This window comes from Vallicoccus soli (assembly GCF_003594885.1).
Classification (GTDB): Bacteria; Actinomycetota; Actinomycetes; order Motilibacterales; family Motilibacteraceae; genus Vallicoccus; species Vallicoccus soli.
In genome coordinates this window covers 1-16,449 of record NZ_QZEZ01000015.1, presented here as the reverse complement: position 1 = coordinate 16,449, position 16,449 = coordinate 1, and the positions used below count along the sequence as shown (strand labels likewise).

The following is a 16,449-nucleotide window of genomic DNA, read 5'->3' as shown; positions in this document are numbered from 1 at the left end:
CGGTACGAGTTCTGCGCCGCGATGTTCTGGTTGATGCGAAGACCCATGACGTCCTCCGTGGTGATCGGGTCGGTGGTACCGGGCCGTCCGTGGCCCGACACCACGTAGATCGGCGCCCGGCGGCGCGCCTTGAGCCTTCTGGCGCGGTTCCCTTCAGGAGACCGTCAGCTGCCCCAGCGGCTGCGTGTCCCCGAGCTGCCCGGCGGTGCCGGCGTAGTGGGCCTGCAGGGCACCGGAGTAGCGCGCGGGGACCTGCACGGCGAAGGACCCGGTGCTCGCGGTGCGCGCCGTGGCGAGCGTGACGGGGACGGTCGTCCCCGGCCGCAGCACCTGCACGAGCACGGTCGCCCCGCCGAGCGGCGCCGCCACGGCGCCGTCCGTGCGCAGCAGCGTGCCGGAGACCGGCACCGGCTGGCCGTACGCGGCCGCCGACCGGCCCGCGGCCGCCGTGAGGGCGCTCCCGTACGGCGCCACCTGCAGCTCCCCGAGCGGCCGGACGGCGGCCGGCTGGCCGCCCGCGCCGGCGTACGACGCGCGCAGCGCCCCGCCCGCGGTCGGCGCGACGGTGGCGCTCCACGACCCGTCGGCCGCGACGCGCGCCGAGCCGAGCGTCAGCGGGGAGGTCGTGCCCGTGCGCACGACCTGCACCGCGACGGTCGCCCCCGCGAGGGGCCCGAGGGTGCCCCCGTCGTCGCGCTGCAGGGTGCCGGAGACCACGACGGGCTGCCGGTGGCGCACCGAGGTCGTGTCGGCGGCCGCCGCGAGCACCGTGCCGTAGTCCGCGACGGCGAGGGTCCCGAGGGCCTGCGTCGCGGCCGGGGTGGCGGCGGTCCCGGCGTAGCGGACCTGCAGCGCCCCGCCGTAGGTGGGCAGGGCGGTGACGGCGTACGACCCGTCGGCTGCGGTCCTCCCGGTCGCGACGGTCAGCGGGGTGGTCGTGCCCGCCTTGGTGACCTGCACGAGCACGGTGGCGCCGGCGAGCGGGGCCGTGGTGCCGGCCGCGTCGCGCGTGAGGGTGCCCCTCAGCGCCACCGGCTGGCGGTAGCGCACCGAGAGCCGGTCCGCCGACGCGGTGAGCACCGACGTCGGCAGCTGCGCCGTGACCGGCACCGGCTCCGAGGACGCCGGCCGGTAGCCCGCCGACCCGGCCAGGCGGGCCGTGAGCGTGCCCGTGACCGTCGCCCTCGTCGCGATCCGGTACGTCCCGTCGGCCGCGGTCCGCCCGCTGACCAGCAGCTTCGCCGCCGCGGAGCCCGACTGGGCCCAGATGCCGACGCTCTGCCCGCCGACGCCGGTCTCCGCGCCGTCGACGGTCCGGGTGAGCCGCCCGGACAGGACGAGCGGGGCGCCGTACCAGGCGGTGGCCCGGTCCGCCTCGAGCGTGAGGGCCGCCGTGCAGGTCCCGGTGGTCACCGCGACCCGGCCGGCGCCGGTGGCGGCGTCGTACGGCCCCGCGGCGCGCGTGCGGGCGGTCCAGGTGGACGTGCCGCTGAGCGCCAGGTCCCGCGTCGCGGTGCCCTCGGTGCCGGTGAGCACGCTGGCGGCCAGGACCGGCGCGCCCGTCGTGGCGCGCAGCGCCTCGACCGTGAGGCCCAGCACCGGCGCGCCCGTCGCGCGGTCGACGACGCGGCCCCCCACCGGGACGGCGGCGCCGGTGCAGCCCTCGTACGCGGTGCTCGACCCGCCCACCAGCGGGACGACGTCGACCTGGCGGCGCGGGGACGCGGCGAAGGCGAGCGGCGCGGCGACCGTCACGGTCGAGCCCGCGCTGTCGCGCACGACGGCGGTGACGCTCGTCGTCGCCGTCGTGGCGGCCGGGCAGGTCACCGTCGTCTGCTCGCCCGTGGCGCTGCCGAGCCGGCACCCGGCGTCCGCGACCCCCCAGGTCACGGTCGCCGTCCGGCCCTCGGGCAGCTGCAGGGCCACGCCCGCCTGCGTCGGCAGGCCCGGGACCGCCGGGCCGTTGACGGTGAGCCGGGCGCCGAGGCGGGTCGGGACGCCCTCGGAGCCGCCGCCGGACCCGTCGCCACCGCCGAGCAGCCACCGGCTGTCCGCCGCGTTCCAGTGCGTGTCGAGGTACGACCCGGCGACCGGCGCGGTGGAGAAGTAGTCGTCGGACCGGCAGTCCAGGAGGTACTCGCTCGCCGGCTCGCACACCTGGCGCATCACCGACCGGCTGCCGCCGTCCGGGTAGCACATGGTGTCGGCCTCGTCGTTGCAGTGCCCCGCCAGCGTCGAGTTCGGCGCGCCGTCCTGCACCCCGCCGATGGTGTGCACGAGCTCGTGCGCCTCGACGCTGTGCCCGCCGTCCTGGCCCCAGCAGGCGGTGTCGACGCGCGCGTACTGGGCGGCGTAGCCGTTGTTCGGGTTGTCCTGCCCGGCCCGCTCGTCGTCGTACATCGTGGCGACGCCGCACAGGACGCTGGCGTCGGTCCACACGAGGTACTTGCGGGTCGGGTCGTCGAGCCCCTGCGCCCTGAGCGCCGTCATGAGCCCGCCGAAGCTCGCCGTCGAGCCCGCAGGCACGGTCACGTTCAGCACCGAGGCCTCGCACCCGCTCGACGCGGGGGCGTGGACCCAGCGGAAGGCGCGCGTGCCGCCGGTGAGCGCGGCGCTGCGGCTCACGACGTCGTCGACGCCGGCGGCCCAGGTGCGCATCGAGGGGAGCAGGGCCGCGTACCGGTTCGTGCGCCCGGCCTCGACGGCGTAGACCGCCTGCACCCGGTAGCCGGCGGCGCCGTCCCCGTCGCAGGTGACCGTCGACCCGGCGCCCACCTGCGTAGCGGTCGGTACGCCGAGCGCGTTCGCCGCGGCGACGGCGCGCGGGCCGGCGCCGACCCGCGCCTGCAGCTCCCGCGTGCTCACGGGCTCGCGCACGTCGACCCCGGGGGGCGCGACGTCGAGGTGGACGCAGACCGCCCGCTCCCCCGGCGCCGGCGCCGCGAGCACGAGGGCGTCGCCGCAGAGTGCGGGGTCCCGGTACGAGGCCGCGTCGGGGACGCGCCCCGAGGCGGGGTCGGCGGGGCCGGCCCAGCGGTGCTGGAGCGGGTTGCCGACGGCGGCGGGCGCGCCGCCACCGGCACCGGTGGCGGCGAGCCCCTGCACGGCGCCCCCGGCGAGGAGGGCGGCCGGCACGGCCAGGGCGAGGGCCAGGCGGGCTGGCAGCGGGAGGCGCATGCCCTCTGCATCGACCCGCCGCTGCGAGCGGGTGCAGGGCCGTCCGGGTGGGCCGGAGGTCCCGGCCCCTCAGGCGGGGCGGGCGGCGGCGTACCCGCCGAGCCCCACCGGGCGCGCGGACACCCGCGCGCGGAAGTCGCTCTGCGAGGCCACCGCGGCGAAGTACGCCTCCCGGCGGCGCACGGCGCAGCCGCCCGCCTTGCCGGCCGGGCTCACCAGCGCAGGCTCGAGCTGGGCGTTCATGCCGTCGCGCAGCAGGGCGAGCGCCTCGCCGCGCATCTGGGAGACCCGCGACTCGCTGACGCCGAGCTCCCCGGCGATCTCGAGCATCGGGCGCTCCTCGAAGAAGTAGCGCACCACGACGGTCCGCAGCCGCTCCGGCAGCACCGCGACGGCGTCGTGCAGGTAGCCGATCCGCTCGTTGGCCATGAGCTGCTCGTCCGGCCCGTGGTCCCCCACGGGCGCGACCTCGTCGAGGGCGCCCGGGTCGGCGAAGCCCTGCAGGCTCAGCACGACCGCGCGCTGCACGTCCTCGTCGACCGCGTCGACCTGAGCCACCTCGACGCCGAGGTGCGCGGCGAGCTCCTCCTGCGTGGGCAGGCGGCCCAGCACGGCCGCGAGCTCCTCGACGGCGGCGTCGCGGCGGCGGGCCTTGTGGCGCACCGAGCGGCTCGCCCAGTCGTGCGTGCGCAGCTCGTCGATGAGCGCGCCGCGGATGCGGGTCGAGGCGAAGCGGGCGAACGGCACGCCGCGGGCCGGGTCGTAGCCGCGGGCGGCGTAGGCCAGGGCGGCCATGCCCGCGGACGTGAGCTCGTCGCGGCTCACGTGGGCCGGCACGCGGCCGATCACCTCGGAGACGAGGTAGCCGACGAGCGGCAGGTGCTCGCGGACCAGGGCGTCCTCGTCGGGGCGGGGGGCGCTGCGCGGCGGCTGGTCGGCGTGCGGGAGGCGCTTCGCACCGTCGGCCGGGCGCCGACGGGCGGAGGGGAGCAGCGTCTGCGTCATGGCGGCTGCATCGCCGCGCGGTCGGCCGGGGTTGAGCCGGGACGAGCAGATCGTCCCGAGGACCACCCGTACGGGGGAGCCGGCCTGGGCCGGAAGGCCCGGTGTTCCGCTCAGGTCCGGCGCGGGCGCGCCGATGCAGCAGGGGACGGAGCGCGCCGCGACGGGCGGCGCCGAGCTGGAGGGACCGCGATGGGACTGGCTGAGGTGTCGAGCGTCCTCTGGCGCGAGCGGGAGCTGCTGGAGATGCTCCTGTTCAAGCTCGAGGAGGAGCAGCTCGTGCTCGCCTCCGGCCGCACGAAGTGGCTGGCCCGCGCGACCCGCGAGGTCGACGTCGTCCTGCAGGAGATCAAGCGGACCGAGCTGCTGCGCGCCGTCGAGGTCGACGCCGTGGCCGCCGAGGCCGGCATCCCCGCGAACCCCAGCCTCGCCCAGCTCGCCGACGCCGTGGCCGAGCCGTGGGCCGGGCTGCTGCGCGAGCACCGCCAGGCGTTCCTCACGATGACCGCGGAGGTCCAGGCGCTCGCCCAGGCCAACCGCGACCTGCTGACCACGGGCCAGCGGGCCGCCCGCGAGGCGCTGCTGTCCCTCACCGACGGCACCGCGACGTACACCCCCGGCGGCGAGGCCGTGACGGTCGGGACCCGCCACCACCTCCTCGACTCCGCGCTCTGACCCCCGCCCACCCGAAGGGACCCCTCCCGTGAGCAGCTTCTCCTCGCTCAACACCGCCCTGACGGGGCTGTACGCGCAGCAGCGCGGCCTCGACGTCACGGGCCAGAACGTCGCCAACGCCAACACCGAGGGCTACACCCGCCAGCGGGTGACGATGCAGTCCGTCGGCGGCACCACCGCACCGGCGGTGTGGGCGACCCAGCCCAAGGTCGGCACCGGTGTCGACGTGACCGGAGTGCAGCGGCTGCGCGACTCCTTCCTCGAGGCCCGCGCGCAGGCCGAGCACGGCCGCGAGGGCGCGCTGACCGCCGAGGCGGAGGCGTACTCGCGGATCGAGCAGGCGTACGGCGAGCCGAGCGACACCGGGCTGCAGGCGCAGCTGACCAAGCTCTGGCAGGCCTTCGGGGACCTCAAGAACGTCCCGGACGGGCAGGCGCAGCGCCAGGCGGTGCTGCGCCAGGCCGAGTCCGTGACCGACGGCGTGCGCCGGGCGGCGGACTACATGGACACCCAGTGGCACGTCCTGCGCGAGCAGGTCGTGACGACGGTCGACACCGTCAACACCGTCGCGGCGAACGTGGCGGACCTCAACGGCGCCATCCGCCGCGCGACGCAGGCCGGGCTGCCGGCCAACGAGCTCGCGGACCGCCGCGACCAGCTCGTCATGCAGCTCGCGGACCTCACCGGCGCCGTGGCGCGCGGCGGCAGCGAGGGCACGGTCGACGTGTACGTCGGCGGCCAGGCCCTCGTGCGCGGCGACTCGTCGACCCGCATGGTCGTCCCCGCCGCCGACGGGGCGCTCGACCGCCTCGGCGACGACGTCCCCGTCAGCTGGGCCGGCACCGAGGGCTCGCCGGTGGAGGTCACGGCGGGCCGCCTCGGCGGCGAGCTGCGCGCCCTCACCACGACGATCCCCGGCCAGTCCGCCCAGCTCGACGCGGTCGCGGCGAGCCTGCGCGACAGCGTCAACGCGGCGCACGCCACCGGCTACGACGCGACCGGCGCCCCCGGCGGCGCGTTCTTCGGCGGCACCTCGGCGCGCGACCTCACCGTCGCCATCACCGACGGCGCGCGGGTCGCGGCGTCCTCCGCCCCCGGCGCCCGCGACGGCGCCACCGCTGACGCGCTCGCCAAGCTCGCGACCCGCCCGGAGGGCCCCGACGCGGCGTACCGCGCGCTCATCGTCGACCTCGGCACCAGCGCCAAGGCCGTGAACGACCGGCTCGAGATCCAGGGCACCCTGACGAGCCGCGTCGACGCCTCCCGCGAGGCGCAGTCCGGCGTCAACCTCGACGAGGAGATGGTCAACCTGATCAGCTACCAGCACGCGTACGAGGGCGCGGCCCGCCTCATGACGGCCGTGGACCAGGTGCTCGACACCCTCATCAACCGCACCGGCGTCGTGGGCAGGTGACGACGATGGCCTTCCGCGTCACCTCGAAGTCGATCGCCCAGAGCACGCTGCACGGCCTGGCCGCCAACCAGGCCCGCCTGGCCAAGGTGCAGGAGCAGCTCTCCAGCGGCAAGACCATCTCGCGCCCGTCGGACTCCCCCGGCGGCACCGTCTCGGCCATGCAGCTGCGCTCCGAGATCGGCGTCAACGAGCAGTACGTCCGCAACGCCGACGACGGCCTCGGCCGCCTCGGCAGCATCGACAACCAGCTCCAGGGCGTCATCGCGTCCCTGCACACGGCGCAGGACCGCCTGCTCCAGGGCATGTCCACCGGGTCGTCGTCGCCCGCGTCCCGGGAAGCGCTTGCTCGTGAGATCGAGTCGCTGCGCGACGGGATCCTCGAGCGCTCCAACGAGACCTACCTCGGGCGCCCGCTGTTCGGCGGGACGACGCCGGGGCAGGTCGCCTACGGCAAGGACCTCGCGTACAGGGGCGACGGCGGCGCCACGACCCGGACCGTCGGCGCCAGCGCCGAGGTGCGCGTCGACGTCACCGGCCCCGAGGTCTTCGGCGACGACGCCACCGGCGTCTTCGCCAACCTCACGGCCATCGCCGCGGGCCTGCGCGCCGGCGGCACCGGCCTCGAGGGGGACCTGGCGCTGCTCCAGCAGAACACCGCGCGCGCCATCGGCGCCGCGGGCGACATCGGTGCGCGCACCAACCGGGTGGAGGCCATGAAGCAGGCGGCGAACGACCGCGTCCTGACGCTCAAGGGCGGCCTCGAGGCGGTGGAGGACATCGACCTGCCGCGCACGATCGTGGACCTGCAGCTGCAGGAGGCGGCGTACCAGGCGGCCCTCGGCGCCACGTCCAAGGTCATCACCCCCTCGCTCGTGCAGTTCCTGCGGTGACGGCCCTCGTGACGGGCGTGCCGACGACTCGCGCCGTACGTCCCCGGGCCGGCGCCGCGCTGGTGGAGGATGGCCCCGTGAGCACCGAGAGCACCGAGAGCACCGAGACCGCGCCCGCCGCTCCCGGCGAGCTGCCCGCCCTGGACCTCGTGGGGCCGATGGCCGGCTTCCCGGACCACCGGCGCTTCGCCCTCGTCGCCCTCGACGAGGCCGGGCTGCTCTACGCGCTGCGCAGCCTCGAGGACCCCGCCCTGCGGTTCCTCGTCGCCCCGCCGGCGCCGTTCTTCCCGGACTACGCGCCGGAGCTCGACGACGAGCAGGCGGCGCTGCTCGGGCTCGGCTCGGCGGAGGACGCGCTGGTCCTCGTCGTCGTCACGCCGGGCGCCAGCCCGGCCGACGCCACGGCGAACCTCCTCGCCCCGGTCGTGGTCAACCAGCGCACCCGCACCGCGGCGCAGGTCGTCCTCGACCAGGACCTGCCGCTGCACGCGCCCCTGGGCGGCTGAGCCCCGCACGAGCCGCACCACCCGCACCACCGCACCACCCGCACCACCGCACCACCCGCACGACCCGCACGGCCCCGGGCCGCGCACCGCACCGTCCGCCGGACGGGTGGTGGGCGGCCCTCGTGCACCAGGTGGGGGGTGCGCGGCGCCGATGCCCCTGGTGACGCCCGGCCCGCCAGGAGGACCACCGTGACCCGCCGCACCACCGCCCCCCGGGCAGCGCGCACCGCGCTCGCCGCGCTGCTCGCCGCCCTCGCCACCGCCCTCGTCCCGGCGGCGCCCGCGGGCGCGGCAGCGGGCACGACGGGGGTCCCGGTGCCGGCGACGCCGGCGCCCGCGGCGGCGCCCGAGCCGCTCGCGGCGTACGAGCCCCAGACCACCTGCGACCCGGTCGCCAAGCCCGGCGTCGTGCGCTTCGCGCAGCTGGTGCTGGCGACGTACCCGACGACCGGCAGCTCGGGCATCGTGCGCGCGTGCTCCAGCGGCGGGGCGAGCGAGCACAAGGAGGGCCGGGCGTGGGACTGGCGGGTCCAGGCCGACCGCCCCGACGACGCCGCCCGGGTCGACGCCCTGATGTCCTGGCTGCTCGCCACCGACGCCTCGGGCCAGCGCTGGGCCAACGCCCGCCGCCTCGGGGTCATGTACGTCGTCTGGGACGACCGGATCTGGTCGTCGTACCGGGCGGCCGAGGGCTGGCGCCCGTACGTGCACGCCGGCTGCACGGGCGTCCCGCTGCAGCAGTGCTCGGCGACGCTGCGGCACCGCGACCACGTGCACCTGTCCTTCAGCCGGGCGGGCGGGGCCGGCACCACCTCCTTCTGGGCCGCGCCCGCCGCTGCGGCGCCGGCGCCCGCCCCGACCCCGGCGCCCACCCCGGCGCCCGCCCCGGCGCCGGCGCCCGCCCCGGCCCCCGCGCCCGCCCCGGCCCCGCAGCCCGCCCCGGCCCCGCAGCCCGCCCCGGCCACGCCGGCGCCCGCCTGGTCCCTCGCGACCTGGCGGACCACCACCGTCGTCCCCGGCGCGAGCGGCGCCGCGGTCACCGCGCTGCAGAAGGCCCTGCGCACCGTGGCGGTGGACGGGCGCTACGGGACGGCGACCCGGGCGGCGGTGGTGGCGTACCAGCGCTCCGAGGGCCTCGTCGCCGACGGCTGGGTGGGCGCGGCGACGTGGGACGCGCTCGAGGCGGACCTGCGCCGGCACTCCGACCGGATCGCCGACGTCGACGACGTGCTCCTCTCCCCCGGGAAGGTCCACGCCCGCGCCGTGCCCGTCCTCGAGCGCGCGCTGCGCCTCGCCGGGCCCGACAGCCGGTACGGCACCGCGACGGTGACCGCGGTGAAGGCGTTCCAGCGCAGCCACGGCCGCGCGGCGACCGGCACCGTCGACTGGGGCACCTGGCAGGCGCTGCGCGGGCTGTGAGGCGGCGCACGCCGCGAGCGCGCCCGCCGGGCGGTGACTTGACGCGGCAGGTGAGGCGCACCGACGGTGGAGGGTCGTCCCGACCTCTCACCGGAAGGCCCCGCCCGTGCCAGGAGCCCGCACCGCACCGACCACGCCGCCCCCCGCCCGCAGCCGCGTCCACCCGGGGGTCTTCTGGCCCTCGGTCGTGCTCATCGGGGCGTTCGTGCTCTTCGCCGTCGTCGCGCCGACGACCGCCGAGAGCGCCATCGGTGCCGTGCAGGACTCCATCGTGGGCAGCCTCGGGTGGTACTACACCCTGCTCGTCGCCGCCTTCATCGCCTTCGCGCTGTGGGTCGGCCTCGGCCGCGCCGGCGACATCACGCTCGGCCGCGACGGCGAGGAGCCGGAGTTCGGGCTGCGCTCGTGGTTCGCGATGCTCTTCAGCGCCGGCATGGGCATCGGGCTCGTCTTCTGGGGCGTCGCCGAGCCGCTCAACCACTACGCGGCGCCGAAGCCCGGCGTCACCGGCGACGAGGTGCAGCTCGCGCAGCAGGCCATCAACCAGACGTACGTCCACTGGGGCCTGCACGCCTGGGCCATCTACGTCGTCGTCGGCCTCGGGGTGGCGTACGCCGTGCACCGCCGCGGCCGCCCGGTCTCGATCCGCTGGGCGCTCGAGCCCCTCCTGGGCCGGCGCGTGCAGGGCCGGCTCGGCGACGCCGTCGACACCGCCGCCGTCGTCGGCACCGTCTTCGGCGTGGCGACCTCGCTCGGCCTCGGCGTCATCCAGATCGGCGCCGGCCTGGACTTCCTGGGCCTCGCCGAGTCCAGCACCACGGTGCAGGTGGTGGCCATCGCCGTCATCACGGCGCTGGCCACCCTCAGCGTGGTCTCGGGCGTGGGGCGCGGCATCAAGTGGCTGAGCAACGCCAACATCGGCCTCGCCGCCGCGCTGCTCGTGTTCGTCCTCGTCGCCGGCCCGACCCTCTTCCTGCTGCGCGAGTTCGTGCAGTCCATCGGCTACTACCTGCAGGACGTCCTGCGCCTCACCTTCGACGTCACCGCCTTCCAGGGCGAGGCGGGCGAGGCGTGGCAGGCGTCCTGGGCGACGTTCTACTGGGGCTGGTGGATCAGCTGGTCGCCGTTCGTCGGCGTCTTCATCGCCCGCATCTCCCGGGGCCGCACGGTGCGCGAGTTCGTCGGCGGGGTCCTGCTGGTCCCGACGCTCGTGACCTTCCTCTGGTTCGCCGTCCTGGGCGGTACGGCGCTGCACCGCGAGCTCTTCGGCGGCGGCGGCCTCGTCGGCGAGGACGGCTCGGTGGACACCGAGTCCGCGCTCTTCGGCCTGCTCGACGGGCTCCCGGGCGGCCCCGTCGTCGTCGGGATGACGATCCTGCTCGTCGTCACGTTCTTCGTGACCTCGTCCGACTCCGGCTCGCTCGTCGTCGGGATGCTGACCGCCGGGGGCGACCCGGAGCCGCCGACCTGGCTGCGCGTGCTCTGGAGCTGCCTGCAGGGGCTGGTCGCCGCCGCGCTGCTGCTCGCCGGCGGGCTCGTCGCCCTGCAGACCGCCTCGATCGTCGTCGCGCTGCCCTTCAGCCTCGTCATGGTGGGCATCGCCGTCGCGCTGGTGCGGGCGCTGCGCGCGGAGCACCGGGCGCGGCTGCGCCGCGAGGACGAGGCGCTGCGCAACCACGTCGCCGCGACCGTCGCGACGAGCCTCGGCACCGCGGAGGCGAACGGGGAGCGCCGGGCGGCTCACTGAGCGTTATGCTCTGCGAACCCCGGCGGGGCACGCGACACCGCAGGGGCACGACCGGCCCGACCACGGAGGGGAACGCTGGTGCTCGTCCTCAGCCGCCGCGCAGGCGAGAAGATCGTCATCGGTGACGACGTGACCGTCACCGTCCTCGAGGTCCGCGGGGACGTGGTGCGCGTCGGCATCGACGCCCCCCGCTCGGTCCGGGTGCACCGCGAGGAGGTCCACCGCGAGCTGCAGGCGGCCAACCAGGCCGCCGCCCGGGCCGCCGCCTCCGACGAGGCGGCGGCCGCGCTGTCCTCGGCGCTCCGGCCCCGGGCGCCCCGCGCCTGACGCCCCGCGCCGCCCGCCGTCCCCGCCGACGCGCGCGGGGGCGCCGCCCGGCCGTGGCCGGTCGGCGCCCCGCGGACGCGCTGGTGCCGGGGTCCTCGGGCGCTGCCGCCGCCCCCTCAGAGGGCGACGACGCCGAGGCGGCCGCTGCCGTAGCCCCCGACGGTCACCCCGAGGTCCAGCCGGCGCCCGAGCGTGCGGACGTACGCCGACACGTCGGCCGGCGGGAGCTCGTCGGGGCCGTACACCTTGTAGAGCTTGAGGTGCTTGGCACCCGGCTGGTTGAACAGCGAGGCGAAGATGTTGAGCACCTCGTAGAGGTTCTCGAACACCACCGGCGACAGGGCGCCGTCCTCGAGGCACGCCTTGGCGCCGCCCGGCGGGACGAGGCCGATGGCCGCGCCGGCGTACGCCGACAGGGCCATGTCGGTCACCGCGACCGCGCCGGTGCGCAGGCGGGCGTCGACGTAGACCGCGACCGCGCCCGGCGCCTTCGGCGAGGGCACGACCGGCTCGCACGGCGCGACCGTGACGTCGCGGCCCAGCAGCTCCTCGAACATGTCGCGCACCGCCTTGGAGGTCGGCAGCGCGCTCGTGGCGACGGCGCTCATCCGAGCACCGGCTCGAGGGCCTCGCGGAAGGACTCCGCGGTGAACGGCTTGGCGATGAGGAACAGCGCGCCGGCCGCGGCGGCCATGTCGCGCATGTCGGAGGAGCCCTCCGAGGTGACGAAGCCGAAGGGGACGTCCTGGCCGGTGCCGCGCAGGCTCTGCAGCAGCTCGTAGCCCGTCATCTCCGGCATGTTCCAGTCGGACAGGACGAGGTCCGGCGCCTCGGCGGCGACCATCTGCAGCGCCTCGCGGCCGTTCGTGGCCTCGACGAGCTCGTGGCTGTCGTAGCCGGCCTGGCGCAGGGTGCGGGTGACGATCTGGCGCATGACGCGGCTGTCGTCGGCGATGAGGATCTTCATGACAGGGCTTTCCTTCAGGGGGTCGTGCTGGTCCGGACGTCGACCAGGAGGGGGCCGTGGGGGGCCGCGAGCGCGACGGAGCAGACCGTCGTCGCGTGCGGGAAGTGGTGGGAGCCGGCTGCCAGCACGACGTGCGGCAGCGACAGGGTGTTCGGCGGCGGGAGCATGCCCTTGACGCTGCCGCCGACCATGTTGGCGAGCTCGCCGACGGCGTCGGCGACGTCCTCCTGGGAGGCCTCGCCCGGCTCGAGGCCGAGCATGGTGCTCGTCAGGGCGGCGGCGGTCTCCGGCGAGCAGGACACGGTGACGTGCCCGCCCCAGGTGCCGGTGACGCCCACGGACGCCGTCCAGTGCGCGGCGGACGGCGGCTCGTGCGGCAGCTCGACGGTCTCGACGCCGAGGCTCGCGAGCACGTCGGTGACGATCGCGACGACGACCTCGGCCGTCACCGCGGGGGCCTGGACCTCGGCGCTCACGCCGGCACCTCCTGCAGCAGGCCGAGCAGCGCGAGCTTCTCCTCGATCGCGTCCGGCGTGAACGGCTTGATGACGTACTCGTGGGCGCCGGCGGCGAGCGCGCGCACGATCTGGCCGTGCTCGGACTCGGTCGTCACCATCATGAGCGTGATGTCGCGCCACTCCGGTCGCTTGCGCACGGCCACGATGAACTCGAGGCCGTTCATGACCGGCATGTTCCAGTCGATGAGCGCGAGCTGGGGGACCGGCCCCTGCTCGAGCTGGTCGAGCGCCTCCTGGCCGTTCCCCGCCTGAGCAGCGGTGAAGCCGAGGCCCGTGACGATGCGCGTGAGGATGGAGCGCATCGCCCGCGAGTCGTCGATGACGAGTGCGTGCATGTTGGGGTTCACCTTCCCGCGGGGATTCTGGCCTGCGGCCTGTACGCCGCCGACCGACCGATGACGACGCGCTCCCACGCCTCGTCGACGCCCAGCGTGGTCTCGGCCCCTCCGAGGAGGAGCCAGCCGTCGGACCGCAGGGTGCGGGCCGTGCGCTGGAGGATGTCGCGCTTCGTCGCCGTGTCGAAGTAGATGAGGACGTTGCGCAGGAAGACGACGTCGTACCGGGGACCCGGGGGGAACGGCGCCGCGAGGTTGAGCTTCGACCAGCGGACGCAGCGGCGGAGCTGGTCGGAGACCTGCCAGTCCGCGCCCACCCGCTGGAAGTGCTTGACGAGGTGCGTGGCCGGCAGGCCGCGGTTCACCTCGAGCTGCGAGTAGCGCCCGGCGCGCCCGCGCGCCAGCATCTCCTCGCTGATGTCGGTCGCGGTGATCTCGAGCCGCCAGCCGGCGGCCGCGAGGCGGTCGTGGGCGACCATCGCGACGGTGTACGCCTCCTGCCCGCTCGAGCAGGCGGCGGACCAGACCCGCAGGACCCGGTCGTCGGTGCGCGAGGCGAGGATGTCGGGCAGCATGCGCTGCTCGAAGGCCTGGAACGGGCTCGAGTCGCGGAACCACGACGTCTCGTTCGTCGTCAGGGCCTCCACGATCTTCGGGTGCTGGGCCCGGTCGCGCATCGCGCGCGCGACGTACGCCGGCACGTCCCGCTCCCCCGCCGCGCGGGCGAGCGGGAGCAGGCGGGCCTCGACGAGGTACTCCTTGCCGGGCTCGAGGACGATGGCCGCCTCGCGCCGGACGAGCGTCCGGACGAAGTCGAACTCGCTGCCGCTGATCGGCACGCTCACGCACCTCCCTGCGCCGCACGGGCGCCCCGGTGGACTGTGGTGCCGAGGACGGCGTCCCCGACGGCCCCGGCGATCCGGTCGAGCGGGAGCTCGGCCGTGGCGAGCCCGGCGCCGGAGACGGCCCCCGGCATGCCCCAGACCACCGAGGTGGCGGCGTCCTGGACGATGACGCGGCAGCCGGCCGCGCGCAGCGGCTCGCAGCCGCGGCGCCCGTCGCTGCCCATGCCGGTGAGGACGACCGCGAGGGCCGCGCCGCCGTACGCCTGCGCGACGGAGCGGAAGAGCACGTCGACGGCCGGGCGGCAGAAGTTCTCCGGCGGCGCGTCGGTGAGGCGGGTCTGCACGGCGCCGCCGGAGCGCACGACCTCGAGGTGGCGGTCCCCGGGCGCGACGTAGACGTGGCCCGGGCGCAGCGGCACCCCGTCGGCGGCCTCGGCCACGCGCAGCGTGCCGAGCCGGTCGAGGCGCTCGGCGAAGAGCCGGGTGAACAGCGGCGGCATGTGCTGGACGACGACGACGGGCACCGGCAGGTCGCGCGGCAGGCCGGCGACGACCTTGGCGAGGGCCTCGGGGCCGCCCGTGGAGCAGCCGACCGCGACGACCTCGACCTTCGCCGGCGGGCCGGCGGGGGCGGCCGGGGCCGCCGGGCGCGCGGGCGCCGCGCCCGGCGCGGGACGGCCGGGGGCCGTGCCGAGCGGGGAGCGGCCCGCGGGGCCGGACGGGCCCGGGGCGCCGTACGGGGCGGCGGGGCCGCCCGGGCGGGGGCCCGAGCGCAGCGGCGGGCGCGGCGGGGCCGGGCGGGCGGCCGCGTGCAGCGCCTTGATGCGCGGCACGAGCTGCTCGCGGACCGCCCGCATCGACTCGGCGATGGCGCCGACGTTCGACGGCTTCGTGACGTAGTCGCTCGCGCCGGCGGACAGCGCCTCGAGCGTCGCCTGCCCGCCGCGCTCGGTCAGCGTGCTGAACATGATCACGGGAAGCGTCGGGCGCAGCCGGCGGATCTCGCGCAGGGTCGCGAGCCCGTCCATGACGGGCATCTCGATGTCCAGCGTCACGACGTCCGGCGCGACCTGGTCGAGCTTGGACAGCGCGATCCGCCCGTTGGCGGCCGTGCCGACGATGCGGATCGCCGGGTCCTCCTCCAGCGAGGCCGTCACGAGGCGGCGCACCACCGTGGAGTCGTCGACGACGAGCACGTTGATCACGCTGCGCCGCTCCCTCGGTCCCGCGGCGCCCCGTGCGCCGACACGACTCCATCGGCAGGGGGGCGCCCCGGGTTGAGCGGTCGCGCGCGGGCGGCTACCCGAGGGGCTCGAGCGGGCCCAGGGCGGCGCGCACCGGCGAGGCGAGCAGCGCGGTCGGCTCGTCGCCGAGCAGGTCGGCCACGACGCTGGCCTGCACGGCGCCGGAGAGGAGGTTCCACACCCCGCCCGCGGAGTCGGCCAGCGGCAGCCCGGCGTCGCGCACCGCCTCGACGGCGAGCAGCTGCGCGGCCGCGGCCGGGCGCACCCGGCCGCTGAGGTGCACCGCCCAGCTGGCGTCGTGCACCGCCTCGGCCCAGCGCGAGCGGCTGGCGCGGGTGGCGGCGCTCGCCGCGCGCAGCCGCTCCAGGTCGGCCGGGCCGAGGGCGCGCAGCCGGGCGAGCAGGGCGCGCGTCCCCTCCCCCGGGTCGGTGGCGCTCCGCTCGGCGAGCCCCAGGGCCCGGGCGGCGCGCGTCCACGGCCCGGCGAGGCGGCGCCGGGCGTCGTCGTCGAGCTCGCCGGCCAGGTAGCAGGACGCCACGGCGTCGCACAGCACGGAGGTCGCGGCCGTCGCCGGCGCGGACTGCACGGCCAGCCCGTCGGCGAGCGGCCCGCTGGCCGCGCTCCACGTCCAGTCGAGGACCTCGCGGCGCACGCAGCGCAGCAGCGCGTCGAGGCTGCCCAGCGGGGCCGACTCCAGGGCCTGCAGCGTGCCGGCGGTGACGGGCCGCCCCTCGGCGGTCGCGGCGCGGACGTCCTCGAGCAGGCCGGTGACCTCGAGCCGCTGCGCCTCCGCGGCCGACACCGCCAGCCAGGCGCCGGCGCGGGCGGCGGTGGCGTCGACGTCGGACGGGGCGCAGGCGGCGAGGACCGGCAGGTCGGCCGGCCCCAGCTCGAGCGCCTCGCGCAGCAGCCGGGCCACGTGCTCGCCCCCGGGCCGGCGCACCAGGTCGAACGCGAGCACCGGCGCGCTCACCAGCGTGTACATGGCCCCACCCCTGTCCCTCGGTCAGGTGACCCAGCGTGACAGAAGAGGCGGCAGAGCGTCAGTCGACGGGCCGTACTCCACCCGGACGGGGGGCGCGGTTCGCGGTGCGTCACGTCCGGTGGCGGCGCACCGGGGCCCGGACGCCGACGGGCCCGCTGCCGGTGCGGCAGCGGGCCCGTGGGGGGGTGCGGGGTCAGTACGAGAAGCGGGTGACCAGCGCCTGCAGGTCGCTCGACATCCGGGCGAGCTCGGAGACGGCCTGCTCGGACTGCTCGACGCCCTCGTTCGTCACCTGGGCGGCGGTCGCCACGCCGGTGATCGACACCGCGATGGACCCCGAGCCGGTGGCGGCCTCGGAGACGTTGCGGTTCATCTCCGTCGTCGTCGCCGTCTGCTCC

16 protein-coding genes and 1 pseudogene are annotated in these 16,449 nt (G+C 76.7%); 7 read left to right on the top strand and 10 right to left on the bottom strand.

Features of this window, described 5'->3' with window-relative positions:
• Positions 1–153 precede the first annotated feature (153 nt).
• Positions 154–3,177 (bottom strand): collagen binding domain-containing protein, encoded by a 3,024-nt coding sequence (locus tag D5H78_RS18985; protein ID WP_119952085.1) that lies wholly within the window; start codon positions 3,175–3,177, stop codon positions 154–156.
• A gap of 69 nt (positions 3,178–3,246) precedes the next feature.
• Positions 3,247–4,182: a sigma-70 family RNA polymerase sigma factor gene (locus D5H78_RS18980; RefSeq protein ID WP_119952084.1), complete on the bottom strand. Its 936-nt coding sequence runs from the start codon at positions 4,180–4,182 to the stop codon at positions 3,247–3,249.
• A gap of 189 nt (positions 4,183–4,371) precedes the next feature.
• Between D5H78_RS18980 and D5H78_RS18975 the strand changes: the two genes are divergently transcribed.
• The 7 genes from D5H78_RS18975 (at position 4,372) to csrA (ending at position 11,157) form a co-directional block, all read left to right on the top strand.
• Positions 4,372–4,854: a flagellar protein FlgN gene (locus tag D5H78_RS18975; protein ID WP_119952083.1), complete on the top strand. Its 483-nt coding sequence runs from the start codon at positions 4,372–4,374 to the stop codon at positions 4,852–4,854.
• A 28-nt stretch (positions 4,855–4,882) separates the two neighbouring features.
• On the top strand, positions 4,883–6,268 hold the full coding sequence (gene flgK, locus D5H78_RS18970) for a flagellar hook-associated protein FlgK (protein ID WP_119952082.1): 1,386 nt from the start codon (positions 4,883–4,885) through the stop codon (positions 6,266–6,268).
• A 5-nt stretch (positions 6,269–6,273) separates the two neighbouring features.
• On the top strand, positions 6,274–7,158 hold the full coding sequence (locus D5H78_RS18965; protein ID WP_119952081.1) for a flagellin N-terminal helical domain-containing protein: 885 nt from the start codon (positions 6,274–6,276) through the stop codon (positions 7,156–7,158).
• Positions 7,159–7,235: 77 nt separating this feature from the next.
• Entirely contained in the window at positions 7,236–7,664 is a 429-nt protein-coding gene (fliW, locus tag D5H78_RS18960; RefSeq protein WP_218566815.1) for a flagellar assembly protein FliW, read from the top strand.
• A gap of 189 nt (positions 7,665–7,853) precedes the next feature.
• Positions 7,854–9,083, top strand: coding sequence for a peptidoglycan-binding domain-containing protein (locus D5H78_RS19505; protein WP_165865810.1), 1,230 nt, complete (start codon positions 7,854–7,856; stop codon positions 9,081–9,083).
• Between the two features lie 106 nt (positions 9,084–9,189).
• Positions 9,190–10,830, top strand: a complete 1,641-nt coding sequence (locus tag D5H78_RS18945) for a BCCT family transporter (protein WP_119952079.1) — start codon at positions 9,190–9,192, stop codon at positions 10,828–10,830.
• 78 nt (positions 10,831–10,908) lie between these two features.
• Entirely contained in the window at positions 10,909–11,157 is a 249-nt protein-coding gene (gene csrA, locus D5H78_RS20385) for a carbon storage regulator CsrA (RefSeq protein WP_119952078.1), read from the top strand.
• 116 nt (positions 11,158–11,273) lie between these two features.
• On the opposite strand, the gene D5H78_RS18935 is transcribed toward csrA, so the two are convergent.
• From D5H78_RS18935 to D5H78_RS18900, 8 genes and pseudogenes are all read right to left on the bottom strand, one after another.
• Positions 11,274–11,765, bottom strand: coding sequence for a hypothetical protein (locus tag D5H78_RS18935; protein WP_119952077.1), 492 nt, complete (start codon positions 11,763–11,765; stop codon positions 11,274–11,276).
• Entirely contained in the window at positions 11,762–12,124 is a 363-nt protein-coding gene (locus D5H78_RS18930) for a response regulator (RefSeq protein ID WP_119952076.1), read from the bottom strand. Before D5H78_RS18930 ends, D5H78_RS18935 begins: the two co-directional genes overlap by 4 nt.
• A gap of 14 nt (positions 12,125–12,138) precedes the next feature.
• Positions 12,139–12,600 (bottom strand): chemotaxis protein CheX, encoded by a 462-nt coding sequence (locus D5H78_RS18925; protein WP_119952075.1) that lies wholly within the window; start codon positions 12,598–12,600, stop codon positions 12,139–12,141.
• Positions 12,597–12,977, bottom strand: a complete 381-nt coding sequence (locus D5H78_RS18920) for a response regulator (protein WP_119952086.1) — start codon at positions 12,975–12,977, stop codon at positions 12,597–12,599. The genes D5H78_RS18925 and D5H78_RS18920 overlap by 4 nt, the downstream gene beginning before the upstream one ends.
• Before the next feature lie 8 nt (positions 12,978–12,985).
• Positions 12,986–13,822, bottom strand: coding sequence for a CheR family methyltransferase (locus D5H78_RS18915; RefSeq protein ID WP_218566814.1), 837 nt, complete (start codon positions 13,820–13,822; stop codon positions 12,986–12,988).
• Positions 13,819–15,027, bottom strand: a complete 1,209-nt coding sequence (locus tag D5H78_RS18910; RefSeq protein WP_119952073.1) for a protein-glutamate methylesterase/protein-glutamine glutaminase — start codon at positions 15,025–15,027, stop codon at positions 13,819–13,821. Before D5H78_RS18910 ends, D5H78_RS18915 begins: the two co-directional genes overlap by 4 nt.
• 94 nt (positions 15,028–15,121) lie before the next feature.
• A complete protein-coding gene (locus D5H78_RS18905; protein WP_119952072.1) occupies positions 15,122–16,051 on the bottom strand; it encodes a hypothetical protein in 930 nt (309 codons plus the stop codon).
• A 193-nt stretch (positions 16,052–16,244) separates the two neighbouring features.
• Positions 16,245–16,449: pseudogene (locus tag D5H78_RS18900) on the bottom strand (methyl-accepting chemotaxis protein); the annotation flags it as partial.